Origin of the sequence: Sorangium sp. So ce426, assembly GCF_051475585.1 — a bacterium.
Taxonomy (GTDB): domain Bacteria; phylum Myxococcota_A; class Polyangia; order Polyangiales; family Polyangiaceae; genus Sorangium; species Sorangium cellulosum_B.
The window spans coordinates 8,669,192-8,694,733 of sequence record NZ_CP150341.1 but is presented as its reverse complement, the minus strand read 5'-3'; the positions used below and the strand labels follow the sequence as shown (position 1 = coordinate 8,694,733).

The window sequence follows — 25,542 nt, the reverse complement described above, 5'->3', positions numbered from 1 at the left end:
GGGGTAACGCAGGGGCGAGCTAGGCGACCGCGTCGACCTGGCGGTCGGCGTGGGCGGCCTGGAACGCGGGCAGATCCATGCACGCGGCCTCGATGCGCGTGAGGGTCGAGAGCGGCGCGAGGTCGACCTCGTAGCGCCGCGCGTTGTAGAGCTGGGGCACGAGGAACACGTCCGCCACGGTGACCTGGTCGCCGACGCAGAACCGCCCGGAGAGCTCGCTCGCCGCCGCCTGGAACGCGGCGAGGCCCGAGGCGATGAAGCGCCGGCCGAAGGCCTTCTCATCGCCGCCGAGCTCGTCCCTCACGTACTTCAGCGTGGCGGTGTTCTGCATCGGCTGGGTGCCGGAGTTGATCATCTCCACGAGCTGCCGCGCCCTGGCGCGCAGGTACGGATCCGCGGGCAGGAGCGGCGGCGCGGGGAAGAGGTCCTCCAGCAGCTCGATGATGGCCACCGACTGGGACACACGACGGACGGCGCCGCCCTGCTCGAACTCGAGCAGGGGCACCTGCGCCATCGGGTTCTTGGCCCGGTACTCGTCGCGGAGCTGCTCGCCGCCGTCCCGGGCGAGGTTCACCGGCCGGTACGCGTGCTCGACGCCCTTGTGGGCCAGCGCGATGCGCACGCGCCAGCTGCACGAGCTGCGCCAGTAGCCGTAGAGCGCGAGCGCCTTCACCGCGGCGCTCATCTGGCCACCACCCGCTGCGCGATGCGCCCGAAAAGGCTCTCTCCCGCGCGATTCAGCATCTCGATCATGATCGTGTCTCCTGGCTTCATGAACGGCGTCCTGGCCGCCCCGTCCGAGAGGATCTCGAGCATGCGCCGCTCGGCGAGGCAAGAGACGCCGCGCGCCGGGTCCTCGTTGGAGACGGTGCCGCTGCCGAGGAGCGTCCCCGCCGTGAAGCCGCGCGTCCTGGCGATGTGCTCGATGAGATCGAAGAACGAGAAGTGCATCTCCGGGCCGGCCTCGGGATCGCCGATGAGCGCGCCGTTGTAGGTCGAGCGGAGCCGCAGGTGGACGCGCCCGTCGCGGAGCGCGTCCCCGAGCTCGTCGGGCGTGATCGCGAACGGCGAGAACGCGGTGGCGGGCTTGGAGCAGAAGAACCCGAACCCCTTCGCGAGCTCGGCGGGCACGAGGTTGCGCAGCGTCACGTCGTTGGCCAGCAGGAAGAGGCGGATGTGCCGGTGGGCCTCTTCGCGGCGCGTGCCCTGCGGGGTGTCTCCGAGGACGGCGCAGACCTCGGCCTCGAAATCGAGGCCCCAGGCCTCGTCATGCAGGACGATGTCGTCGGTCGGGCCGAGGAGGACGCCGGAGCCGCCCTGGTACACGAGCGGATCGGTCGTCAGCGTCTCGGGGGGCTCCGCGCCGCGCGCCTTGCGCACGAGCACGATGTGGTGGATGTACGCCGAGCCGTCGATCCACTCGTAGGCGCGCGGAAGCGGCGCAGCGAGCTCTTCCGCGACCAGCGGCGCCACGGCCGCCTCGCCGCGCTCGACGTCGGCCGCGATGCGGCGGAGCGCGGGCTCGGCGCGCTCCCAGTCGTCGAGCGCGGCCTGGAGCGTGGGGAAGGCCTCGCCGGCACGCGTGTAGGCGAGGCCGTCGCGGCGGACGACGATGAGCGTGCCGTCGCGGCCGGGGCCGCGGAGAGAGGCGAGCTTCATGCGGGGGCGAGCTCCTCGTGGTCCTACGGTGGTCCCATCGTCTCTGCTTGACAAGCACGAGCCCGCTCACGCCTGCTACGGGATGCGCCCGCACGCGCGCTGCGCGGCGAGCGAGCGAGCGGCTGAACGGATTTGCATGACTACCGGACTGGACGTTTTCTCGACCCTCCACGACCTTGTGCGGCGAGCCATGGAGGGCCTCCCCGGCGCGCGGCGCGGGAGCCTGCTGATTCGCACCGGCCGGCGCCTCTCCTGCAAAGCGATTGTCGGGCTCGACGGCCTCCTGCCGGGCCGGGTGAACATGCCGTCCGACGGCGGGGCGCTCAGCGCGTCGGCTCCGTTCGGCCCCGCCGCGGCGCCCGAGGCGGCGCACGGCCCGTGCCTCGTCCCCGCGGCCGCGTGGTACGAGGCGCACCTGCCCGAGCTCGCGGAAGCGCCTGGCTGGCCGCTCGACGGCGTCCACGTCCACGTCGTACCGGTGCCCATGTTCGGCGCGCCGGGCGCTTACCTCGCGCTGGAGCAGCCGGACGCGGCGCCGCTCTCGGGCCCGTGGCGCGCGCTCGTGGAGTCGATCGCGGTGAGCGTCGGCGTCGTGCTCGAGCGGCGCGGCCTCTTCGAGGAGAAGGCGCAGAGCGCCCAGGAGCTGCGCCTGCTCGAGGAGGTGCTGAGCTCCGTCGCCGAGTCGGTCGATCTCCTCGAGCTCATCGAGACGCTCGCGGACGGGATCCGGAGCGTGCAGACCGGCCCGCGGTGGAGCACGATCGATCTCGCCGTCCTGGAGGACGCCGGGGGCGAGGGGCGCGTCGCCGACGGATGGCGCGGATCCCACGACGCGAGCGGCGCGCGAGGCCTGCCGATGATCCGCGTCTACAAGGCTCCCCGCCGGCCGCTGACGGCGTACTGGAACAACCTGCGGGACGGCGCGCTGGCGGCGGGGCGCGATCTCCGGGTCGGGGTCGAGTTCAGGAGCGTCATGTCCGCCGGCGCCGCGGCTCAGGAGGCGCTCCTCGAGGAAGGGATCCGCCGGCGGGTGGACGGGATCGCGATCGCGCCCATCGACCCCGTGGCCCTCGAGCCGGCCATCGGCCGCGCGATGGCGGCGGGCATCCCGGTCATCACGATCGACACGCCGGCCGCCCCGGGCAGCCGGTCGTTGCTCTACGTCGGGACCGACAACCGGGCCGCCGGGAGGATCGCGGGCGAGGCGATGCTGCGGCTCATGCCGCAGGGAGGCGAGATCACCGTCCAGGCGGAGTCCTTCGCCGTGCCGAACGCCCAGGGGCGCATCGAGGGGTTCCGCGAGGCGATCGCCGGCTCGTCGGTCCGCGTGGCCTCGCTCTCGGAGAACCTGTTCGACGTGGAGAGCGCGATCGCGCTCGCCGTCGACGCGGTGCGGTCGAACCCCGGCCTCGCCGGCGCCCTGGGGGTGTGCAGCGAGAACGGCCCCAGCCTGGGGCTTGCCTCGATGAGGCACGGGCGATCCGGCGATCTCAAGGTGGTCGCCTTCGATCTCGTCACCTCGACGGTCGCGATGCTCCAGGACGGCGTGATCCACGCGGCGATCGTGCAGCGCGAGTACGACATGGGGTACCGCGGCGTGCAGGCGCTCTACGAGATGGCCACGCGCGGCGTCCCGGAGGCCCTCGCGGATCTGCCGGCGTCGCGCTGCATCGACACGGGGGTCGACCTCGTGACCCTCGAGCGCACGCCCTTCTCGAGCGCCCTCTCGGATCACCTCGCCTCGAGCTCCGCCCGCAGGATCGCGAGCCGCAGGCTGGGCGCGGGGGGGCACGAGCGCGCGCTCGATTTCCTGGTGATCGGCATGGCCCAGCGCGAGACCCTCGTCGACGATGAGCGCGCGCCCGTCACGGCCGACTCGCTCGTGGGCCGGGTGATGCGCTCGTGCAGCTCGCTCGTCATCGACACCGCGTCGAGCGAGCACCAGCACCTCCGCGACGTCGCCGAGGCGCGCCGGAGCGGCGCGCGCACGCTGGTCGGCGTGCCGCTGCTCTCCCGGGAGGCGGTCCTCGGGGTCCTCGTCCTGGCCAGCCCGCAGCCCGACGCGTGCTCGGCGACCGACCTGGCGCTCATCGAGCGGGTGGCCGCGGTGGCCGCCGTCGTGATCGAGAACGCGCGGCTCCTGTCGCGGATCAAGGAGCGGACGAGGGCGCTCGAGTCGCTGAGCAGCCGCCAGGAGGCGCTCCTCGAGACGATCGCCGCGATGTCGAGCCCGGTGGTGCCGATCGCGCGCGGCGTCCTCGTCATGCCGATCGTGGGCGCGCTGGACACGCACCGCTCCGGCCGCTTCATCGAGGCGATGCTGAGGGAGATCTCCGAGCACCAGGCGCGCGTCGTGATCATCGACGTCACCGGCATGGCGGTGGTGGACGCGAGCGCGGCGAACCACCTCGCGCAGGCGGCGCGCGCCGCCGGGCTGCTCGGGGCCGAGGTGGTGCTCGTCGGGATCGCGCCCGAGGCCGCGCGGCTCATGGTGGAGCAGGGGCTCGATCTCGGGGCGATCGTCACCCGCTCCACGCTGGAGCTCGGGTTCTCGTACGCGCTCGGCAAGACGGGCGGGCGGGTCGTCCACGGGCGCCGCTGAGCCGCGGGCGCGGCCGTCGCGCAGCGGCGCTCCGCGCGATCCTCACCGGCCCCGGTGGAGCGCGACGGCGGCCGCGACCAGCGCTGCGATCGCGGCGACGTCCACGTCCTTGGCGGAGCGGATATGGAGGTTCCTGGCCTGCTTGGCCTCGCCGGTGAGCAGGCCGTTCGGATCCGGCAGATCGGCGCCGCGCTCGAAGCCGAGGGTCACGCCGAAGCGCTGCGGGGCGAGCCAGCAGATCTTGTGTTGGTCGCCGCCGCCCATCCGGAAGCTGACGAGCCGCCAGCCTGCATAGACGTGCTCGTGGACGTCGGGAATGATGCGGAGGAGCAGCTTGCGCACGCGCAAGGTCAGCTGTTGCGCTGCAGGGGGGTACTCGCTCAGCAGAGCGGCCACGGCCGGATCGTCCGACACAGTCAATGACGGTAAGTCGACGTTCACCGAGACGCAACCGGCTGTACCTCGTCGCGTGGCGTGGCGTGGCGTGGCGTGGCGTGGCGTGGCGTGGCGTGGCGTGGCGTGGCGTCGCGTGACGTTCCGGCCTGGGCATGGCTTTTGTCGCGGGCGATCAGGGGTGGAGTCGCTCGCGGAGAAAGGCGAGGACGCGCGAGAGCGCCTCGCGCGTCGGGTGGCCCTCGCGGTCGACCAGATCGGCCGTGAGGACCGAATGGGCGGTGCGCGGGATCCCATGTGGGTTGCCTGGGGACGAGTCGATCTCGATCCCTTCGAAGCCGTCGCCGAGCTCTGCCCGGAGCCGGTCGAACCGCTCCTTCGGGCACAGCGGATCGCGGGTGAAGCGGAGCCCGAGCACCGGGGTGCCGGCGGCGACGCGCTCCTTGACGGTGCGGAGGCCGTCATCGGAGAGGTGGAGCCCGGCGCGGTGTTCGCGGGGGACGGGGATGGGCAGCGACGGCTGGCTCAGCACGGGCGCCGCGATGGCGGGGTCGACCATCAGCGCCAGCGCGAAATTGCCCGTTACACACATGCCGATCGCGCCGACGCCCTTGCCCCCGAGCTCTGCGTGGACGACGCGGCAGAGCGCGCGCAGCCAGCCGGTGATCGGGCTCGCCTGCCTGGAGGCGAGGACGTGGAACTCGCGGCTGATGCACACGCGGGCCGACTGCTCGACGATGTAGAGGGGCGTGGCCGGCTTGCCGGGCGCCCCGAAGAGGTGCGGCACGAAGACGGTGAAGCCGGCGTCCGCCACGCGCTCGGCGAACGCCGCGACCGGCGGGGTGATGCCCGGGATCTCGTGCATGACGACGACGCCCGGGCCCGCGCCGCGGCGGTAGACCACCCGCGCCACGCCGTCGTGGGAGAACTGCGTCTCGGTGAAGCCGGGGAGCGACATGGCCGCCATCATCGCCCGTCGCACGACGCCGCGGAAGCGGCGGCCGGACGGCTGGCGAGCGGCTCACCCGGCGATCGCCCGGCCGCTCGATCGCGCCGTCCTCCGGCCGCTCCGCTCCTCGGATCACTCGGATGCTGGCAGGCCCCTCGGCCGTTCGTCCTTGGCGATCCAGACGGTCTTGACGTTCACGAACTCGCGCAGGCCGTACGAGGAGAGCTCGCGGCCGTGGCCGGACATCTTGATGCCGCCGAACGGCAGCCGGGGGTCGGACACGACCATGCCGTTGATGAACACCTGGCCGGCATCGAGCTCGTTGATGAGGCGCTCGCGCTCGTCGGCGTCGCGGGTCCAGGCGCTCGCCCCGAGGCCGAACCGGGTGGAGTTCGCCATGTGGATGGCCTCGTCGAGGTCGGTGACGCGGAAGACCGCCGCGACCGGGCCGAAGAGCTCGTCGTCGGCGGCGGGGGAGGGGCGCTGGACGTCGGTGAGCACGGTCGGCGGGAAGTAGTTGCCCGGCCCCCTCAGCCGCTTGCCTCCGGTGAGGAGGAGCGCGCCCGCGGCCACCGACGCCCGCACCTGCTCCTCGAGCTCCGCGGCGATCTGCGGGGTGGCGAGCGGCCCGACGTCGACCGACGGATCCATCGGATCACCGACCCGCAGGCGCCGCATGGTCGCGACGAAGCGCTGCTCGAACTCGGGCGCGATCGACTCGTGCACGATGAAGCGCTTCGCCGCGATGCAGGACTGGCCGTTGTTGATGATGCGCGCGCGGATCGCGGTCCCCACGGCGGCGTTGAGGTCGGCGCTCGGCAGGACGATGAACGGATCGCTGCCGCCGAGCTCGAGCACCACCTTCTTGAGGTGCTTCCCGGCGTGGGCGCCGACGCTGCGCCCCGCGTTCTCGCTGCCGGTGAGCGTCGCGGCCGCGATGCGCGGGTCGGCGAGGAGGCGCGGCACGACGTCGGTCCCGGTGATCAGCGCCTGGAAGACCCCTTCCGGGAAGCCGGCCCGGCGGAGGATGTCCTCGATCGCGAGCGCGCAGCGGGGGACGTTCGAGGCGTGCTTGAGGAGGCCGACGTTGCCGGCGACGAGCGCCGGCGCGGCGAAGCGGAAGACCTGCCAGAACGGGAAGTTCCACGGCATGATGGCGAGCACCACGCCGAGCGGGTGGAAGGCCACGTAGCTCTTGCCCGCGTCGGTGGCGACCTCCTCGGGGGCGAGCAGGCGCTCGGCGTTGTCGGCGTAGTAGCGGCACGCGGTCGCGCACTTCTGGGCCTCGGCGATGGCGGAGCCGATGGTCTTCCCCATCTCGAGCGTCATGAGCTGCCCGAGCTGCTCCTTCTCGCCCTCCAGGATGTCGGCTGCCCGGCGCAGCTTCTGGGCCCGCTCGGCGACCGGGGTCTTCCGGAAGCCGCGGAACGCGGCGTGCGCGCGCGCCACCTTCTGCTCCAGCGCCGCTGACGAGAGCGGTTCGAACGTCTCGAGCGTCTCTCCGGTCGCTGGATTGATCGTCGCGATGGCGGTGTTCACGGATGTGCCTCCTCTTCGAGCGTCGGGGGCCGCGGCTCGTCGCCAGCCAGCTCGGGGCGCGCCGAGCGGTCCCGGCAGGCGAGCTTGAGCCAGACCCGCCACGTCATGCAATGGTCAGCGAGGACGAGCCCGCTTCTCTTCCTTCGTTCGTGTCGCTCCGGCGTCTTCCGACGTGGTCCGCGGGGTCCAACGCGGGTCCACGCGGCCCTCGCGGTCCTCGCATGTTCCGGGCGCGTGAGGGGGGAGGGGGGTCGCCATCGCACGTCCTGTTCATTACGCAGAGGGGGATGGCCCGCAGCGGATCCCCTGTCGCAGGCGACGCGGAGCACGCGCTTTCAGCCCGGGCGACGCGTGCCGGTGAGCGCGCGGCGCTCGCTCCTCCGGCCTTCGACGACCCTGCTCGCCAGCTCTCCCGCGCGGGCGAGCTGGAGGTGAGGGTGAGGGCGATGGACGCCCTCCTCTGCGCCGGCGTGCCGTTCATGGTGGCGGGGGCGTATGCCTTCTTCGCGTACACGGGCATTTTCCGGGACACGAAGGATCTCGACGTGATGCTGGACGAGCGGGAGGTGCCGGCGGCGTTCAGGGCGCTGGAGCGGGCCGGCTTCGAGACGGAGCTCATCGATCCGCGGTGGATCGGCAAGGCCTATGCGGGCGATCGCTTCATCGATCTCATCTTCTCGTCGAGCAACGGCCTGGCCGTGGTGGACGCCGGCTGGTTCGAGCACGCGCGCCCGGCCACGATCCTGGGGCACTCCTGCCTGATCGCGCCGGTCGAGGAGATCATCTTCACGAAGGCGTTCGTGGACGAGCGGGAGCGGTACGACGGCGCCGACGTGAACCACCTCATCTATGCGTGCGGGGACGAGATGGACTGGGAGAGGCTCCTCGCCCGGTTCGGCCCCTACTGGGAGGTCCTGCTCGCGCACCTGACGCTCTACCGCTTCGTCTATCCGGGCGCGCGGAGCCGGGTGCCCGGGTGGCTCGTCGACGAGCTCTGCCGGCGCACGCTGGAGCAGATGCGGGCCGGCGACGCGCCGCTCCGGGTCTGCCGGGGGAACCTGATCAGCAGGCAGCAGTACATGCACGATTACGAGAAGCTCGGGCTCATGGTGGGGCCCGCTGCGTCCGCGTCCGAGGCGGCGTGGGGGTCGCTGTGCCGGAAGCGCCGGCGGTCTGCGGCGGGGCGGCCTCGCCTCGGCAAGGGGAAGCCGGGCCGTGACGGGGCTCCGGGCGGCGCGGAGGGGCCGAGGGTGGAGGTCGAGGCGGCGCGGGTCCGCAAGCCGGGATCATGAGCGCCGCCGTCGCTGGAGGGAACGGGGAGCCGGGCAAGCGCCGCATCGCGGCGTCCTCGGATCTGCACTGCCGGCCGGAGCACGGCGCCAGGATGCGCGAGCTCGTGAAGGCGGTGAACGCGGAGGCGGAGCTGCTCGTGCTGTGCGGCGATCTCACCGATCGCGGCCATCCCGAGGAGGCGAAGGTGCTGGCCGACGCGCTCGCCGGGCTCTCGATGCCGTGCGCCGCCGTGCTCGGCAACCACGATCTCGACCGGGGGGCGGGCGCCGAGATCGCGAAGCTCTTGGGCGACGCGGGCGTCGAGGTGCTCGACGGCGATCACCTGATCATGCGCGACGACATCGGCGTTGCCGGCGTGAAGGGCTTCATGGGCGGGTTCGGGAGCGCGACGCTCCAGGCGTTCGGCGAGGGCCCGCTCAAGGCGTTCGTGCAGGAGGCCGTGACCGAGGCGCTGAAGCTCGAGGCGGCGCTGTCGCAGCTCGACAGCGAGAAGAAGATCGTGATCATGCATTACACGCCGATCCTCGAGACGACCGTCGGCGAGAACGTGGAGATAAGGCCGTTCCTTGGGACGAGCCGCCTCGCGGCGCCGATCGATCTGTACGGCGCCGACGTGGTCTTCCACGGCCACGCGCACCACGGGGCGCTCGAGGGGCACACGTCGAACGGGACTCCGGTCTACAACGTGGCGATGCCGCTGCTCAAAAAGCTCACCGGCAAGCCGTTTCTGCTGTTCGAGGTGTAGCGGGCGAGCGCCGGACGAGGGAGTCAGACGGGGCCGGCTGCCTCGTCGAAGCGCGACTGTAGTAGCAGGGTCATGGTACGTCGATTCTCAGCAAGGAGACCTTGTAGCCCATTCGTCGCAAGATCCTCGCTGCGTTTGCGAGGTTGAGCTGGCTCAGAAACGGGAGAGATGCGGGCCAGTTGGACGTGCGCCTGGTGATGACGGCATATACGACCTCGAACGACGCGGCGTTGAACGTGGGGGCCGCGAGCAGGGCGGCATGGGCGGCATGGGCGGGGCGGCTCTTCAGCAGCGAGACGATCTCCTTGCGGTACCCCTCGTCCCAGATGAGCGCCTCGGCCGAGGCAATGCCTTGCGAGAACAGGTGGCTGAGCGTCGAGGACCGGGTCTTCCTCTTCACGTGCACGAGCTGTCCAGTGAGCGTGAGAAGGTCACAGCATTCAATCGGAGCGTTGGCGCCAGTTACTCGCTTGTTCCCCCGATCGAGGAGCGCGATGTCCTTCATCGTGGCGGACACGCGCTTGTTGTAGTCGTTCTCTATCTCGTTCGGCTTCGCCGCGGGCAGCTTCAGGCCGGAAGCGGGGATATGCTTGATGTCGCTCTCTATCTGGCGCGCGTAGCTTTGCTCGATGACGTACCACTCTCCGGCCGAGAGTGCGTAAAGGTCGCCCTTGTATGCCGCCTCGTAGACCAGCGAGTCATAGACGGACCATTTTTCTCGGGTGGCATCGGCGTCGGTGTACTTTGCTCCTATGCGATCCTTCCTCAGTTTGCTGATGGAGAGCGCGCCTGTGTCTATCGTATCGAGGTAATGCGTGAGATCCAGGTCTGTGTGATCGTTCGCGTGGCCCTCGGTGGAGTAATTGAAGGCCGCGAACCGATCCCAGTCGATGGGCTTCGGGGCGGCGAGGTAAGCGCTCCCCGCAGTGCCGGTGCGTAGATCCTGGACGAGTAGCTGGTCGAGCTCGTCTCCTAAGGCGGAGTCGCGAATCTTTCGAACGTGGTCGACGAATGCGAACTCTTTGAGGTAGTCCTTCTTGCCGTACTCACGAAACAGCTGGTCGCATTTGGCGCCGAGCCCGGTAAAATCGAACTCCGCGTTGATGGAGAGGGCGTCGCTGCCCGTGACCTGCCTGCCGATGTTCGGGTCTCTCGGCCGACCGGTGACGGATCGCATGAGATCCCGGGTGACGTCCAGCCCGAATGTCGACAAATGGGAGCCCAAGCTCGCTTGACGTCTCGTGTGCAACGTCAGGTCTTCCATGGTGTGCATGTCGACGCTGCGAAGCGCGGCGGGTTCGACCGCGTTGAGGGCCACCTTGAGACCGAAATCTCGCTCGATGAGCTCCTGGCGCAGGAGGTTGCTTCCATACCCGAAGCTTATCGCGAAGAACCGGTTGCTGGTCTCCACGATCAGCACCGCGGACGAGGATGCGTTCTCCAGGGAGAGGGGTGACATAGCCCCTTCGTTGAGCAGGTCGACCCAGGCGGGCTGCTTGCGTGAAGGCTCGGCGGGGAGGAATAGGGACCCTTTGAAGCCGATGTTCTTCTTGAGGGGGTGTTTGGTCAGCGACGTCGGGGCTCGAAACGCGTCTTTGGCGGCGGCCAGGCTCGGCTTGAGAAGCCTGATGTTCAAGGGGCGGACCTTCGATTTCATGGCGCTGATCCTTGCCGTTCGGCGTCGGGAGTTGCGTGCTTCGCCTGCCGCATGGGTCGCGTCGGACGGCGTGCACTACCGCAGCTTCTTTGCATAGTGTGTTTCGCGTGAGTGTCGATGAATGTGTGTAGACCTCGTCCGCTGCGCGCGAGGAGCTTCGCCGGCACACGCCGGGCCGAGCGCTCGACCCCAGGCAGGCGCATGGCGCCGGCACGTTCCGGGATCTGGCGCGCTCCGCGTACTTTGAACAGTATGTCCTCCGTTCGGGCCGTTCCCACACGCAGATCTGCGTATGGCTTAGATCGCCTGGCCCGACTACCATCCCTAGGAGTCGAGCGGGCGACGCGCGATGTCAGTTGTCGGCGCCGCCCCCCTGCGGCGCCGCTCACCCGCCGTGCATATGGAACACGAGGTGCTCGGCCAACCACCCCTGGCCCCACCGAGCGAGCACCAGGCGGCGACCCTCCTCCAGCGCGGCAGAGTCGGGCATGATCGCCTCGTCGAGCGTCGGCTCGACGAGGTGGCCGCTGCGGTGCGCGGATGGACCCACGTGCAGCAAGACCTGCTCGAGCCCGCCCGCGCCGTGGAGCTCGATCTCCAGCACCGTCGGCTTCGAAGCGATCAGCGCCTTGCCTTCGACGAGGACGCTCGGCGCCGGTGAGTCTCCTCGCCGGTGGGTGACCAGCACGACGCTGAGCCTGCCGGCGCACCTCGAGGTGACCTCGATCCGGACCCGATCGCCGCTGGCGAGGGAGAGGATCTCGCCGGAGCCGGCCGGGATCCATGTGCCCTGACGGTAGCCCAGGACCGCTGACGTCGCCGGCGGCCATACCGCCACGACGCCCCGCGCGACGGTCCGGATCAACCCGTGTCGCTCCAGGAGGTCGACGTTGTTGTCGAGCGTGCGCCGGTCGCGCGCTCCGAGCACCGCCTGGACGTCGTCGAGGGAGAGCGGCTCGGGGAAGACGTCGAGGAGGCGGCTCGCGAGATCCTGCGACCCTTGTCGAGACACGGCGGCTTTCGGACGGGGCCCGCGCGCCGCGAGGTCGTGGATCATCCCCGCATAGCGCCTCCGGTCGTCCAGGGACGGGCTGACGCTCGGCGCGAACGCGGTGAGGCGATCCGCGCTCTCGGGCGTCCTCCGGCGCGCCCACTCGGCGCGGATCCAGCGCTCCACGTCCTCGACCTTGTCGAGCTGGCAGCGCTTCACGAACGTGCCGAGCTCACGGATGTTGCCAGGCCACGCCGCCGGGTGGTCCGTCAGGCGCCCTACCGCGGCCAGCACGTCGGCCGCGCGCTCCGGAGACAGGGGCAATGTCTTCAAGATCTCCGTCGCGATCCGCGAGGCCCGCTCCGGATCGTCGCGCAACGGGTCGAGGGCGATCGGGAGGACGTTGATGCGGTGATAGAGATCTTCGCGGAAATGCCCCTGATTGCACATCTCCAGCAGGTCCCTGTTCGTCGCCGCGATGAGCCGGAAGCTCGCGTGGAGGTCGTCGACGCCGCCCACCCGGCGATAGGTGCGCTCTTGAAGCAGCGTGAGCAGCTTGACCTGAACGGCGAGCGGGAGCTCCCCGATCTCGTCGAGGAAGAGCGTCCCGCCGTCCGCCTGCTTCACGATGCCGTCCTTGGTCTGGAGCGCGTGCGTGAACGCCCCGCGCTCGTGGCCGAAGAGGGTGCTCTCCTCGAGTCCCTTCGGGATAGCGCCGCAGTTTTGGGGGAAGAACGGCTTGCCCCGGCGGGCGCTCCGCTCGTGAATCCACCGCGCGAGTGCGCTCTTGCCCGAGCCGCTCGGACCGGTGATGAGCACGTCGTCATCCATCATCGCCAGTTTCAGCATCCGCCGTGTGAGCTCGGGATCCAGGTCGAGCTCGGCCTTGTGTTTCATGAGGGTCTCCTGGGCATCGCGAGAGACGCCGCCGGTGTCGGCGAGGAGCGTAACAGCCCCGGCGATCCGACGCGCGGCGACGTCGGGGGAGGTCAAGCGGCACCGGAGCGCGCGTCCTGTAGCGACCGATAAGCGACGATGAGCTCGAGGCGTGAGTGGACGCCGAACGCGCGGTAGATCCTCTCCGTGTGCGTCCGGACGGTCCCCTCGCTCCGGGCGAGCTGGGCGGCTATCTGCTTGTACGACAGCCCCGTTCCGACGAGCAGTGCGACCACGTCCCGCTGGCGAGGCGTGAGCGCCGGGCTCCCCGAGGGATCGGCGGGCGCGCGCCGGTTCTCGCTGCGCGCTCGGAGGTTGCGGCGAAGGCTGGCAGAGAAGGTTCCGTTCGGTCTCATCGACGGCATGGCTGTTCGCTCCCGGGCGCCGCGCGGCCGACCCGCCGGCGCCGCTCTCACCCCCGATGGTGAGTTGCACGGCCGACGGAGACCATCCCCCTGTCGGGGTAAGGGCGCGTGGCCTGCGAGCGCGCCGCGAGCTGCTGCAACCTGCAGCAAATCGGGCCCCCAGCGCCGCCTCCGTGAGTGTGTAACCACTCGATTTTAATGGTTTTTGTCGATGGCTCGCCGGCTGCTCCAGCGCCCCTGCGACGGCGGGCGGGGCGGGCCCACGGAGGGCTCCCGCTCCGCCGTCCTGGAGGCATCACGCCATGAAAGATCTCGTTTTCCGTCTCGATCGAGAGGCCGACAAGCTGATCGAGAGCCTCGATGAGCACCCGGTCGCGCGGACGCTCTTCGCCGGCACCATCACCGCCAGGCGCTACGCGGCTTACCTCGATCAAACCCAGCATTACGTCGGGGTGGCGCGCGAGCTGCTCCGCTCCTCGGCGGAGCGCCTGGTGGTCACGGGCCGGCACCCGTCGCTCGCGCGCCTGTTGATCGAGAAATCCGACGAGGAGGCCGGACACGAGGTGTGGGCGCGGAACGATCGCGCCGCGCTCGGGCTCGGGGCGAACGAGGCGGGTCCGAACGTCGCCGTCCAGGCGTACATCTCGACGCACCGCTTCGAGGCGCAGCAGGGGTGCGGCGCGGCCTTCCTCGGCACCGCGTACGTGCTCGAGGCGCTGTCGGCGCGGCGGGCGCCCGTCGCCGTCCAGAACCTCCTTCGGAGGAGTCGTATCCGCGGCGTCGAGGGGGCCGTGACGTTCCTGCGCGGGCACGCCGAGGCGGACGGCGACCACATCGACCGGCTCGCCGGCGTCCTGCGCGGCTTCACCGCGACATCGGACGCCGAGGCGATCGTGCGCTCGGCGCGCCGAACGCGGCAGTTCTTCCCCGGATTCTTCGCGTCGCCTGGCTGAGCCGGCGGCGCTCGACGACATCGAGCGGTCACTCAGACGGGGGCGCCGCCGGCGACCCCGCCTGTCCGCTCCAACAGACCTGTTGCGGAGGAGCCATGAAGAAGCAGATTGGTGCCGGAATCGCCGATACTGAGGGGAAGATCGCGGATGCCCAGCGCGTCCGGTATCATGTGTTCGTGACCGAGAAAGGTCTTGTGGATCGTCACGCCGCCATGCTCGGACGGGAGATGGATGGGTTTGATGATCTCGAGACGACGCTCCACTTCATCGCCTACGTCGACGGCCTCCCGGCGGCGACGGCGCGCCTCATCCGCCCGAACCCGGATGTGGCCCAGAGGATCGGGCAGCCGCTCGGGGTCGATCTCGCCGCGCGCTACGACCTCGGCCCATTCGTGGGCGGCGACGTCTCGGTCGCGGAGGTGTCGCGGATGTGCGTCGTCCCGGAGCACCGGGGCGCGGCGGTGCTGCGCGCGCTGTACCTCGCCATGGTGTGCGAGAGCCTGCGCGTCGGGCTCACGCACTGGGTCGGCGCGGGCAACGCGGAGACCGACGCGCTGGAGGACGCGGAGATCGCCTACCGGATCGCCGAGCGCGACGGCCTCGTGAGCCCCCGGTGGCGCGTCGTCTCGAGGCCGGGGGCGAGCGCGTCGGGACCTTCGGTGCGGCCGTTCTACACGCCGGCGGAGCGCGCCCGGGCGCGCTCCGGCGACCTCCAGGGGCTGCGGCTGCCGCGCACCCTGTCGACGTTCGGGCGCCTCGCGGCGCGCTACATGGGGCGGCCCATCCGGGAGCGGAGCTATACCGTGTGCTCGCTGCCGCTCGTCGTCGACCTCGCCGACGCCGCGCGCACCGAGGCGTTTCAGCGCGCCCTCGACCGCCGCTGAGCTGCCGCCGCGCCGCGGGCCCGTGGTACTCTGGGCCCATGGCGAACGGGATCTCGCTCAGGAGCCACGATCTGCAGAAGATGCTGGAGATCAGCGCCTCGCTCGTCGCGGCGCGCGATGTGCCCAACCTGATCGAGGACACCTTCTCACCGCTCCTGTCGCTCGTCGGCGCCGACCGCGCCGCGCTGGCCACGACGTCGCTGGTGCGCGAGGCCAAGCTCGATTGGGTCCAGAAGGGCCTGCCGCCTGCGTTCTTCGGCGCCTACGAGAGGATGGAGACCTCCGACTTCGTGCTCGGCGCAGTGCAGTCGAACCCGGGCGTCGTCCTGCGCGACGACCAGATGATCGACCGGAGGTCTTTTCATCAGAACGAGCTCTACCAGTGGGCGCGCGCGCTGGACGCGCCGATCGAGCAGGTGATGGCCGTCATGTTGCCCGTCGGCGCCGGCTTTCAGAGCGGTCTCTCGCTCTACCGGGCTCGGCCGTGCCCGTTCTCGCGGCGAGATCAGGCAGTGCTGCAGGGGCTCACACCGGCGATCACGAACGCTGTCCGCAACTGCTGGTCGTCCGCCAAGGTGGCACGCTGGGACGAGGTCCTGGCGGCGCTCCTCGAGCAAGAGGACCGCGCGCTCATCCTCGTCCGATCCTCCGGGTGGGAGCTCGACCGAACGGCGGGGGCCGGCGGGCTGCTCGACAGGTGGTTCGTGCCCGCCGAGCGCGTCACTGGCAGGTTGCCGCGGCCGTTGCTCGACGAGCTGGCCAAAGCGGGGCGCGCGAGGAGCGCGGGTGACAAGAGGGCGCGGCCGTGGAAGAGGGAACGACGTGGCGTGAGCCTCAGGGTGAAGTTCCTCGCCTTGTCCCAGCCGATGGGCGAGCCGTCTTGGGTGCTGGTGCTCCGCGAGGTGCCCGATGTCCCGCCCCTGCCCGAGCCGCTCGCAGCGAAGCTCACCGAGCGCGAGCGCGCCGTGGCCGCCAGGGCCGGCTGCGGCTGGGACGACAAGACGATCGCCAGGGACGTGCGCAACGAGCCAGAGACCGTGAAGAAGCAGCTCAAGAGCATCTACGACAAGCTTAATGTTCGGGACCGCAGGAAGCTGATGCTGCTCGTTCACGAGGCGTGGTTCGCCGCGTGACAGGTCCCTCGCACGGCGCGCCCGCGCGTCCGCGCCACAGGCCCCGTACGCAACTCTGCCGATGGCGCTGATCGCGGGATCGCGGTCAAACCACGGGGTCCGTTCGAGGCGTGAGGCGCCGGCTCCACGGTGGGGTGGCGCGCTCCGCGTCGAGCGCGTCGGTGCGCCATGCGTCCATCCACCCGCTTCATCCACACCGCTGACTGGCAGCTCGGCTTTCGCGCGGGCTTCATCCCCGGCGACGCCGGCGCGCTCGTGCGCAAGCAGCGCTTCGAGACGCTCCGCGAGATCGGCAACGTCGCCCGCGAGACCCAGGCCGAGTTCATCGTCGTCGCCGGCGACGTCTTCGAAGACCACGGCCTGCGCCCGGCGACGCTGCACGGCGCCTTCGAGGCCATGGCCGAGATCCCGGCGCCGATCTACCTCCTTCCTGGCAACCACGATCCGCTCAGCTCGGACGCCCTCTATCGCAGCGAGCTCTGGCGCCGGGAGTGCCCGCGCCATGTCCACCTCCTCGGCTCGCGAGAGCCGGTGATCGTTCGCGAGGGCGTCGCGCTCCTCGGCTGTCCGCTCTTCGAACGGCACACCCTCGGCGACGTCACCCAGCACCTCACGCCGGAGCTCGGCCCGCGCGATCACGTGCGCATCGGCGTCGCCCACGGCGGCATCAAGGAATTCCTCGATCGGGTGGTTGGCGACGGCGGGCGCGTCCACAACGCCATCCCTGCAGATCGCGCGTCCCGCGCGCGCCTCGATTACCTCGCGCTCGGCGACTGGCACGGGCGCCTCCGCATCGACGCGCGCACCTGGTACTCGGGTACGCCGGAGGCCACGCACTTCACCGAGAAGGACCCGGGCAGCGTCCTCGTGGTGGAGATCGACGCCCCCGGCGCGGCGCCGCGCGTGACGCCGCGCCCCGTCGCGGGCCTCGTCTGGGAGAGCGCCGAGCGCCACCTCGACGGCGCCGCCGATCTCGTCGGCCTCGAGCGTCACCTAGACGGGTTCGCCCGCAAGGGGACCACGCTGCTCGAGCTCACGCTGACAGGGGCGATCGACGCGCCGACGCGAGCCCGCCTCGACGAGCTCATGGAGGCCGCGCGCCACCGCTTTCACTTCCTGAGGGTGCGTGATGAGCGGCTTCAGACCGTCGCCCGCGAGGCGGACGTGGCGGACCTCCCCGCCGAGGGGTGGCTCGGGCAGGCGGTCGCGCGGCTCCGCGCGCCGATCGACGGGACCTCGGAGGTCGAGCGCGCCGAGGCGTTGCGCCTCCTTCTCCGCCTCTACAGGGCCGCGTCATGAACAAGGGGATCAAGCTCCTCCGCCTCGGCGTGCAGGACGTCGGCAACCTCGTCGGACGGTTCGAACTCGGGCCGTTCTCCCCCGGGATCAACGTGATCGGCGGCCGGAACGAGGCGGGCAAATCCACGCTCGTCAGGGCGCTGCGCGCGGCGCTCTTCGAGCGGCACGACTCCGAAAACCAGCACGTTCAGTCGCTCAGGACGCGCGGGACGCGGAACGCGCCGGAGATCTGGGTCGAGCTGGAGCTCGGCGGCGAGCGGGTCAGCGTGCACAAGCGATTCCTGGAGAGGCCGGTCGCCGACGTCCACCTCCACCGCGATGGCACCGAGGTCCACGGCGCGAGCGCCGAGGAGCTGCTGCTCTCGCAGCTCGAAGGACGGCGCCCCGGCAAGCGCGACCGGTCGCGGAACCACATGGGGCTCTGGGGGCTCTTGTGGGTCGCGCAGGACGAGAGCGCGTCGGCGGATCCGGGCGGTTCGCTCGATGAGCACGTGCGCGGGGCGCTCTCGGACGTTATTGGCAGGCAGGTCGGCCAAGTGCTCGGCGGCAGGCACGGCGAGCGACTCCGCACCCGCGTGATCGAGCACGCCGCGCTGTTCATGAACGCGAGGGGCCCGACGGGCGAGTACCGAGCGGCGCAGGAGAGGCTCAGGGCGGCCGACGAGCGCGTGAAGGGGATCGTGGAGGCGAAGGCCGCGGTCGAGGAGCTCGCGCGGACACACGCGGAGCTCAGCGAGCAGCTGCGCGACGCCGAGCGGAAGCTCCCGGAGCTCGAACGAGAGCTCGATGTCGCCGTCGCGGCGGAGCGCCGCGTGCGCGCGCTCGAGGAGAGCGCGCGCGACGCCCGCGACCTCGTCGTGACGGCGGAGGCGAGGTGCCAGGCGGCCCAGCGGGAGGTGGAGACCCGCGCCGCGCTAGCAGGCGAAGCGGCGGAGCTGGACGCGGCGATGGCCGCTTGCGACGAGGATGCCGGCGCGCTCGCGCGGACGATCGCGGGCGCGGGGCGCGAGGCCGCCTGCGCGCGCGAGGCGGCCCGCGCCGCGTGCGAGGCCGTCCGCGAGGCGCGGGCGGCGCTGGACGGCGCCGTCGCGAGCCTCGACTGGTCGCGCCGGCGTGACGAGGCGGCGCGCGTCGCCGGCGACCTGCGCGCGGCCGAGGAAGTGGCCGCCGAGCTCGCGGCAGCGTCCCGTCGCCTGGAGGAGGAGGCGCTCGACGAGCGGCTGCTCGAGGAGATCGAGGTCCTCACGGAGAGGACGAGGGCCGTCCGCGCTCGGCTCGAGGCCGAGGGGACGCGCATCGTCGTGCTGACGGCGGACGGGCGCCGGAGCGTCCACGCGGTCGGCGCGGCGTCGACGATCGACGTGCCCGGGATCGGGCGGCTGGAGATCGAGCCGGCCCACCCTGGGCTCGCGCAGGCGCTCGCGGAGGCCGAGAAGCAGCGGGCGGCGCTCGAGGAGGCGCTCCGTGCGCTCGGGGTCGCGGACGTGGCGGAGGCGCGGGCAAGCAGCGCGGCGCGCGCCGAGATGGCGCGGGAAGACGAGACCCTCGTCGCGCTGAAGAAGAAGCTGGCGCCGAAGGGGCTCGACGCGCTCGAGCTCCGGGTGAACGCGGATCGCGCCCAGCGCGCGCGGATCGAGGCCGCGCTCGACGAGGCGCTGCGAGCGGAGCGCGAGCGCGAGGAGAGCCTGCGCGCCCTCGCCGAGCACCGCATCGACGCGGCGGCGCTGGATGCGCTGAGGGCGCGGGAGCGGGACGTCGCGGTCCAGCGCGCGTCGTGCGACGCCATCGCGACGCGCGTGGAGGTCCGCGCGCTCGCCGACCTGCGGATCCGGCTCCCGGGCGCGCGGGAAGCCAGACCCGTGAGCGCCGGCTCGTCCGAGGCGTTCACGTCGGCGGTGCGCACGACCGTGGTTCTCGACGACATCGCCGAGATCACGCTCGAGCCGCGCGGCAAGGACCTCGCGAAATCGCGGGCGATCCTCGAGCGGAGCGAGCGCGAGCTCTCCGCCATGCTCCAGGCGCTCGGGGTCGCCGACCTCGAGGGCGCGGCGCAGGCGGCCCGGACCTGGACGCAGCTCGACGCTGCCCGCGAGCAGGCGGAAGAGCGCCGCGCCAAGGCGGCGCCGGACGGCATCGAGGCGCTCCGCGCGGAGGTCGACAAGGCGCGCAGGCGAAGCGCCTCGTCGGAGAGGGCATTCACCGAGGCGAGGGAGGCCTTCGCGAGCCACGCGCGGATCGAGGTCGCGCTGGCGCAGAACCCGATCACCGGGGAGGCGCTCGCGCGGCTCGTGACCCTCGAGCGCGCGCTCGCCACGGCGGAGGCCGCCGTCGTGCGTCGGCAGGCGCACGTGCGCGCGGTCGCCGGTCCGATCGCCTCGGCGTCCCAGCGCGCGTGGACCGTACAGCGCGAGATGCGCCCCGAGCCGGTGGGAGGGGTGGTGTGGGAGATCGTCCCGGGTGAGGTCGGTCGAGAGCTCGACGCCGACGGGGTCGAGAGGCGGCTCCGCGAGGCGCTGGGGCGGTCCGCCGTGGCCGACGTCGGGGCCGCGCGCGCGCGCTTGCAGGCGAGAATCCTCACGAGCGCGCGGATCGCCGACCTGCGCGGGCGGCTCGCAGGCGTGGCGCCCGACGGGCTGGACGCGCTGCGAGCGCGCGCCGCCGCGCTCGTGGGCGTGGACGCCGCTCCGGCGGCGCCCGCCGGAGGGGATGCGGCGAGAGAGCGCGGCGCGCTCGAGCAGGACGTGGACGTGGCCCGCGAGGCGCTGCCCCCGCTGCAGGCGCACGCGGAGCGCGCCGCGGAGGCGCTGGAGCGCGCGGAGAGCGCGGTTCGCGCGCGGGAGCAACGCCTCCGCGAGGTCGTGGCGACCCGGAACGAGAGGGCCGCACGGCGCCGCGTGGTTGCCGAGCGGCTCGCCGGCCTGCGGGAGGCTGTTACCGACGCGGCCCTCTACGAGCGGGCAGACGTCACGCGCTGGGAGCTCGCCCGGGCGCGCGAGCGCGCGGAGCGCGCCGCGACCGAGCTCGCGGAGGCAATCCCCCAGATCGCGCGGGACGAGGTGCCCCGCGCGAAGGGCGCCATCGACGCGCACAAGCGGCGCTTCGCCGCCCTGTACGACGAGGAGCTGCGACGCCGGACGCTGCTCGAGAAGGCGTCCGGCGACGGGCGGTTCGAGGTGCTCCGGGACGCGGAGGCCGAGCAACGGGACGCCGCCCAGGAGCTCGCCCGGATCACGCGGGAGGCGAACGCGGCCCGCCTTCTTCGCGCGGTCGTGGAGGACGCCTACCAAGCGTCGCAACGCCTCTTCCTAGCGCCCGTCGTGGAGGAGGCGAAGCCGTACCTCGCTCGGCTGAGGCCCGGGACCGAAATCGAGATGACGGGGGATCTCAAGCTCGGCAAGATCAAGCGCCGCGGCGAAGCAGAGGAGTTCGACGAGCTGTCCGGCGGCACGCGAGAGCAGCTGTCGGTGATCGTGCGGTTGAGCCTTGCCCGCGTGATGGCGAGGGACCAGCGAGCGCTCCCGCTGATCCTGGACGACACGATGGGTTGGACCGACGACGCGCGCTTCCTGTCGATGGTGCAGATCCTCCGGGACGCCGCGAACGAGCTGCAGATCATCTTGCTCACGTGCCATGGATCGCGCTTCGATCGGTTTCAGGCGTCGTATGCCGTCGATCTCGACCAGCTGCGCGAGGCGCGCCAGCTGGCGGCCGAGGCGCCGGCGGCGCGCCGTGCTCCTTAAGGCTGGTGAGCGCGCGGGGCTCCGCATCGATGGACGAGCGTGTCTCGGCCGCAAGACGCAGGTTGCGTTACAGCGCGGACGGATATGGTGCGGGCCCGCATCGCCCAGGCTCGTTGCGCTTTGGCCGCGAGGTGTCGTGATGGGTGTTGAGCTTTTCGGCGAGCTGGGCGATGGCAGTTCCCGGCCGTGAGCCGTAGGAGCGCTCGCGGCGCTGCAGACCGTGAACCCCGAGGGGCCATGACGACGAAAGCAAACGCGCCCAAGAGACGCGCGACCAAGAAGCGAACGCGACCCGCGCCGAAGAAGCAGGCGGCAAGCGACGTTGAGCGAGCGAACGGCGGACTGACGGGGAAGCAGGTGTTTGCCCTCTGGGTGCTGCTGCTCACCGGCGACGGGAAGCCCCTGTCGCAGCAGAAGGTGAAGCTCGACAGGGCCGCGTTGAAAGGGCTCGAGGGCGCGCGGTTGATCTCGATTGAGCCTGGCATCCGAAAGAATGACCCGGCGCATGGCGCGAAATTTCACGTAACGGACGAAGGTTGGGCATGGGCGAACGGCCAGGGGCTCGCGGCGGTATTCGCGCGGACCGCGTCCGCGGCGACGGTGCTGGAGGCGCTTCTCGCCAGGCTCGCCAGGTACATGGAGGTCCACCGCCTCGCGCTCGATCATCTGCTGCGGCCGCGGCTCGCCGGGCCGGAGGCGACAGCGAGCACCTCGACACGGCACGAGACGCCCGGCGCGCCGGCGCCGCGCGCGGCCGAGCCCGCGGCGCTCGAAGCGCCGATCCGCGCGGCGTACCTGCAGGTGACGGGCGGGGTCCTGAATGAGTTCGTCCGGCTCGCGCAGCTCCGCGCGCAGCTCGGCGATGCGCCGGCCGACGCTGTCGACGCGGCGCTCCGCCAGATGCAGCGGCAGGGCGGCGCGGTCCTGTATCCCATCGACGATCCGCAGCGGATTCTCCCCGAAGACGACGCGGCGGCGCTCCAGGTCTCCGGCGAGCGGCGTGATCTGTTCTGCATCACGAGGTGATCCGATGGATGCGTTGAAAGCGTTCGAAGCGATCGATTTTCAGTCCACGCAGAACCTCGACAGCGTCTGGCAGGATCCGCGGTACGATGTCCCTTCGCTGCACCAGAGGGGGCGGCGCGAGGTGCTCGCCAAGGTCCGTTCGATGGCTGATAGCCAGGAAACGGGCTCGCCGCTCGGCTGGGTATTTGTCGGTCCCGCGGGCATCGGCAAGACGCACATGCTCTCCGCGATCCGGCGGGAGATCTTCAAGGTGCCGGCGAGCTTCGTCCTGGTCCACATGACGGACGTCCACGATTTCTGGGAGACGGTCCTCCTCGGCTTCATCGATTCGCTCCAGCGACCTGCGGGCGCGACGGACCGCACGCAAGGGCAACTCATCGTCCAGCACATCGCCGCGCAGGTGCGCGGCGGCGACGGTTCGGCCATGACGCGAGAGCTGGCCGCGCTTCGCCCGCCGAAGCTCGTGAATGAAATGGACGCGCTGGTGCAAGGTCTCGGGCGCGCGCACCGGGCGCAGACGCTCAAGCATGCCGACACGCTCCGCGCCCTCGTGCTCCTCAACTCGGACGATATGGAGCTGTCGAACCTCGGATACGCCTGGCTGCAAGGCCACGGCGTCGACGAGAGCGACATGAAGAAGTTCGACTTCAACATCCGCGAGAAGAGGCCGAGCGCGGTGGTCGAGGGCCTGTCCTGGCTCACCAGCCTGCGATGCCCGACGGTCATCGCCATCGATCAACTGGACGCCATCGTCACCGAGCACCACCTGCTGGCCGATGCGAGCAGCGTTCCGGACGAGCACACAGCCCGGCAGATCATCTCGCGCAACATCATCGAGAGCGTAGGGCGCGGGCTGATGGAGCTCCGAGACGTGACCCGCCGGACGCTGACGGTCGTGGCGTGCCTCTTCGAGACATGGGAAAAGATGAAGGCCACAGCGCTGAAGTCGACGACGCATCGCTACGAGGACCCGCGAATCCTCGTGAACCTGTCCGACGTGGCGATGGCCGAGGATCTCGTGAGCGCGCGCCTGGACGACGGCTACAAGCGGGTCGGGTTCACGCCTCCTTATCCCCGATGGCCTTTTGCGCCGTCTGCGTTTGCCTCCATCTCCGACGGGGGGAAGTCGCCGCGCGATCTGCTCCGCCGCTGCGAGCAGCACCGCCGCAAGTGCCTCGATGACGAGCGGGTCAGCGAGCTCAGGTCGTTCGTGACCGAGGAGGCGCCGCCGCGGAGCACGAAGGTCGCGCCCGCGGTCAGCGAAGCCACTTTGCGCGAGCACGCTTGGCTCGATGTGGAACTCGAGCGCCTCCGCACGTCCGTCAAGAGCCTGAAGGGGGTCACCGACCCGGAAGGGGAAGACGAGCTGGGAGACTTGCTGCGTGCTGGATGCGAGCTCGTGGTCGCCGAGCAGACGCACGACCCTGCCGTGGAGATCGTGATCGACGCCCCGAGCGGCGAGCAGCGCAACTATCCGGCGCTGCACGCTCGCGTGCGCCAGATCTTCACCGCTGACAACGACCGCGAGCGACACCTTTGCCTGCGCGCGCTCACGCGGGACAACGCGATCGCCTTCCAGGCGCGGCTCACGGCGGCCATGACCGCGTCCGGCATCGACCGGCAGATCGAGTTTCGCAAGCTCGTTCTGGTGCGCAACGCCCCTGTGCCGAGCGGCGCGAAGACGACCGCGCTGATGGCGAAGGCCCGCTCCGCAGGAGCCGAGTTGACCGCTGCCAACGAGAGCGATCTGCGCATGCTGGCCGCGCTGGTCGCGTTGCGGGGGGACAAGCGCGTGAAGCGCGACTCGTTCGATCCGTGGCTGCGCGAGCGCCGCCCCGCCTCTCAGCTCGCGCTGATGAAGCCGGTAGTCGACTGGCTCGCGCGCTCACCGCAGGCCGCCGCGCCTGCGAGCGCGGTGCCTGCCGCTCCGGCGGCCGGTGCGGCGCCTGCTGCGGCGCCAGCCGCACCCGGGTCCCCGCCGGGCTCCGCGTTCTCCACGACCGCCGCGACTACGGTCGTCGCGACAGCTGCCGTGACCGTGTCCGTGTCGCAATCGGCAGCTCACGTGGGACACGCGTCGCCGGCGGCGCGGCCGGTCGTCGCGGTCGGCCATCAGGTCATCGGTGAGCGGCTGGGCGCGCTTCAGGTGATCCCGGCCGAGGACCTCAAACAGCACGTGGTCGTGCTCGCCGGCGCGGGATCTGGCAAGACGGTGCTGCTCCGACGCCTCATCGAGGAGGCCGCGCTGCTGGGGATCCCGTCGATCGTCGTTGATGGCGCCAACGACCTGGCCCGTCTCGGCGAGCCGTGGCCCGAGCGCCCCGGTTCGTTCACTGGTGAGGATGCGGAGAAGGCGGCCCGCTACCATGCGCAGACAGACGTGATCGTGTGGACGCCAGGGCGGTCGAGCGGCAATCCGCTGCACCTCGGCCTGATCCCCGACTTTGCCGCCGTCGCGCACGACCCCGACGATCTCACCCAGGCGATCGCGATGACCGCCTCCACCCTAGCCGCGATGGCGGGAAAGAAGGCCGATGAGAAGGCCCGCGCGATCCTCGGCGCCGCGCTCCGCTTCTTCGTCCAGGAAGGCGGCGGCGATCTCTCCGCCTTTCTCGACGTGCTGGGCGACCTGCCCGACGCGGCGAGCCTCAAGATCTCGACTGCCCGCAAGGTCGCGACCGCCCTCACCGACTCGCTTCGCGCCGCCGTGCAGACAAACCCGCTCCTCCACCAGGAGGGCGAGCCGCTCGATCCCGGCGTCCTCTTCGGCGTCGGCTCCGGGCGCCCTCGCGTCTCCGTGCTCAGCCTCGTCGGCCTGCCGGGGCTCGATGCGCCGCTCCAGTTCGTCAACCAGCTCGCCATGACGCTGTTCACATGGGTGAAGAAGAACCCTTGTCCGCCGGATCGGCCGCTGCGCGGGCTGCTCGTGATCGACGAGGCGAAGGACTTCGTGCCATCGCAGGGCTCGACCCCGTGCAAGGAAAGCCTGATCCGGCTGGTGGCGCAGGGGCGCAAATATGGGCTCGGCGTGGTGTTCGCCACGCAGGCGCCCAAGAGCATCGATCACAACGTGATCGCCAACGCGAGCACCCAGCTCTATGGCAAGGCGAGCTCCTCGGCGGCGATCGAGACCGTGGAAGAGCAGCTCCGCGTCCGCGGCGGCACCAAATTCGACGTAGCGACCTTGCCCAAAGGACGATTTTACCTGGCGGGCAACGGCATGGTGGCGCCGGTCAAGGTCGCGGTGCCCATGTGCCTCTCGCACCATCCCCCCTCTCCTCCAGACGAGAATGGCGTCCTCCGGCGCGCGCAGGCGTCGCGGACGCGGCTCCAGTAGGCGAGGGCGCAGGTCAGGGACAGCGGCCCACGCCCTCGAAG

19 protein-coding genes are annotated in these 25,542 nt (G+C 71.0%); 10 read left to right on the top strand and 9 right to left on the bottom strand.

All coding sequences use genetic code 11. The annotated features are described in order from the left end of the window. Positions 1-19: 19 nt before the first annotated feature. Positions 20-685, bottom strand: a complete 666-nt coding sequence (gene maiA, locus WMF44_RS32315; RefSeq protein ID WP_437293897.1) for a maleylacetoacetate isomerase — start codon at positions 683-685, stop codon at positions 20-22. Continuing rightward, positions 682-1,659, bottom strand: a complete 978-nt coding sequence (locus WMF44_RS32310) for a fumarylacetoacetate hydrolase family protein (RefSeq protein WP_437293896.1) — start codon at positions 1,657-1,659, stop codon at positions 682-684. Before WMF44_RS32310 ends, maiA begins: the two co-directional genes overlap by 4 nt. A 136-nt stretch (positions 1,660-1,795) precedes the next feature. Between WMF44_RS32310 and WMF44_RS32305 the strand changes: the two genes are divergently transcribed. Beyond that, on the top strand, positions 1,796-4,261 hold the full coding sequence (locus WMF44_RS32305; RefSeq protein ID WP_437293895.1) for a substrate-binding domain-containing protein: 2,466 nt from the start codon (positions 1,796-1,798) through the stop codon (positions 4,259-4,261). Positions 4,262-4,303: 42 nt separating this feature from the next. Here WMF44_RS32305 and WMF44_RS32300 read toward each other — a convergent pair whose 3' ends face one another. The 3 genes from WMF44_RS32300 to WMF44_RS32290 all read right to left on the bottom strand — a co-directional run bounded on the left by WMF44_RS32300 (position 4,304) and on the right by WMF44_RS32290 (position 7,142). After that, the gene (locus tag WMF44_RS32300; protein ID WP_437293894.1) at positions 4,304-4,657 is read right to left on the bottom strand and encodes a DUF1801 domain-containing protein; all 354 of its coding nucleotides are present in this window, start codon (positions 4,655-4,657) and stop codon (positions 4,304-4,306) included. A gap of 172 nt (positions 4,658-4,829) precedes the next feature. Next, positions 4,830-5,612 (bottom strand): dienelactone hydrolase family protein, encoded by a 783-nt coding sequence (locus tag WMF44_RS32295; RefSeq protein ID WP_437293893.1) that lies wholly within the window; start codon positions 5,610-5,612, stop codon positions 4,830-4,832. Between the two features lie 123 nt (positions 5,613-5,735). Continuing rightward, positions 5,736-7,142, bottom strand: a complete 1,407-nt coding sequence (locus WMF44_RS32290) for an NAD-dependent succinate-semialdehyde dehydrogenase (RefSeq protein WP_437293892.1) — start codon at positions 7,140-7,142, stop codon at positions 5,736-5,738. A 446-nt stretch (positions 7,143-7,588) separates the two neighbouring features. Between WMF44_RS32290 and WMF44_RS32285 the strand changes: the two genes are divergently transcribed. Both WMF44_RS32285 and WMF44_RS32280 read left to right on the top strand, forming a co-directional pair. Beyond that, entirely contained in the window at positions 7,589-8,434 is an 846-nt protein-coding gene (locus tag WMF44_RS32285; protein ID WP_437293891.1) for a hypothetical protein, read from the top strand. Beyond that, the gene (locus WMF44_RS32280; protein WP_437293890.1) at positions 8,431-9,180 is read left to right on the top strand and encodes a metallophosphoesterase family protein; all 750 of its coding nucleotides are present in this window, start codon (positions 8,431-8,433) and stop codon (positions 9,178-9,180) included. Before WMF44_RS32285 ends, WMF44_RS32280 begins: the two co-directional genes overlap by 4 nt. A 70-nt stretch (positions 9,181-9,250) precedes the next feature. On the opposite strand, the gene WMF44_RS32275 is transcribed toward WMF44_RS32280, so the two are convergent. From WMF44_RS32275 to WMF44_RS32265, 3 genes are all read right to left on the bottom strand, one after another. Beyond that, positions 9,251-10,837, bottom strand: coding sequence for a DUF6119 family protein (locus WMF44_RS32275; RefSeq protein ID WP_437293889.1), 1,587 nt, complete (start codon positions 10,835-10,837; stop codon positions 9,251-9,253). Positions 10,838-11,222: 385 nt separating this feature from the next. Then, positions 11,223-12,725, bottom strand: a complete 1,503-nt coding sequence (locus tag WMF44_RS32270) for a sigma 54-interacting transcriptional regulator (RefSeq protein ID WP_437293888.1) — start codon at positions 12,723-12,725, stop codon at positions 11,223-11,225. A gap of 92 nt (positions 12,726-12,817) precedes the next feature. Continuing rightward, positions 12,818-13,129 (bottom strand): response regulator transcription factor, encoded by a 312-nt coding sequence (locus tag WMF44_RS32265; protein ID WP_437293887.1) that lies wholly within the window; start codon positions 13,127-13,129, stop codon positions 12,818-12,820. A gap of 302 nt (positions 13,130-13,431) precedes the next feature. On the opposite strand from WMF44_RS32265, the gene WMF44_RS32260 reads away from it, so the two are divergent. Beyond that, complete coding sequence (locus tag WMF44_RS32260) at positions 13,432-14,082, top strand: iron-containing redox enzyme family protein (RefSeq protein ID WP_437293886.1); 651 nt, start codon at positions 13,432-13,434, stop codon at positions 14,080-14,082. 32 nt (positions 14,083-14,114) lie between these two features. Here the strand turns inward: WMF44_RS32260 and WMF44_RS32255 are convergent, their stop codons facing one another. After that, positions 14,115-14,288 (bottom strand): hypothetical protein, encoded by a 174-nt coding sequence (locus tag WMF44_RS32255; protein ID WP_437301703.1) that lies wholly within the window; start codon positions 14,286-14,288, stop codon positions 14,115-14,117. Here WMF44_RS32255 and WMF44_RS32250 point away from each other — a divergent pair. The 6 genes from WMF44_RS32250 to WMF44_RS32225 all read left to right on the top strand — a co-directional run bounded on the left by WMF44_RS32250 (position 14,253) and on the right by WMF44_RS32225 (position 25,501). After that, entirely contained in the window at positions 14,253-14,966 is a 714-nt protein-coding gene (locus tag WMF44_RS32250) for a GNAT family N-acyltransferase (protein WP_437301637.1), read from the top strand. The two genes, WMF44_RS32255 and WMF44_RS32250, sit on opposite strands and share 36 nt — an antisense overlap. Before the next feature lie 38 nt (positions 14,967-15,004). Beyond that, complete coding sequence (locus WMF44_RS32245) at positions 15,005-16,099, top strand: helix-turn-helix transcriptional regulator (protein WP_437293885.1); 1,095 nt, start codon at positions 15,005-15,007, stop codon at positions 16,097-16,099. 168 nt (positions 16,100-16,267) lie between these two features. Further along, positions 16,268-17,398 carry a metallophosphoesterase family protein gene (locus tag WMF44_RS32240; protein ID WP_437293884.1) on the top strand — a complete coding sequence of 377 codons (1,131 nt, stop codon included), beginning with the start codon at positions 16,268-16,270 and terminating at the stop codon, positions 17,396-17,398. After that, positions 17,395-21,138 carry an AAA family ATPase gene (locus WMF44_RS32235; protein WP_437293883.1) on the top strand — a complete coding sequence of 1,248 codons (3,744 nt, stop codon included), beginning with the start codon at positions 17,395-17,397 and terminating at the stop codon, positions 21,136-21,138. The genes WMF44_RS32240 and WMF44_RS32235 overlap by 4 nt, the downstream gene beginning before the upstream one ends. A 237-nt stretch (positions 21,139-21,375) precedes the next feature. Continuing rightward, a complete protein-coding gene (locus tag WMF44_RS32230) occupies positions 21,376-22,164 on the top strand; it encodes a hypothetical protein (RefSeq protein ID WP_437293882.1) in 789 nt (262 codons plus the stop codon). Positions 22,165-22,168: 4 nt separating this feature from the next. Then, a complete protein-coding gene (locus WMF44_RS32225; RefSeq protein WP_437293881.1) occupies positions 22,169-25,501 on the top strand; it encodes a helicase HerA domain-containing protein in 3,333 nt (1,110 codons plus the stop codon). Positions 25,502-25,542: the final 41 nt, after the last annotated feature.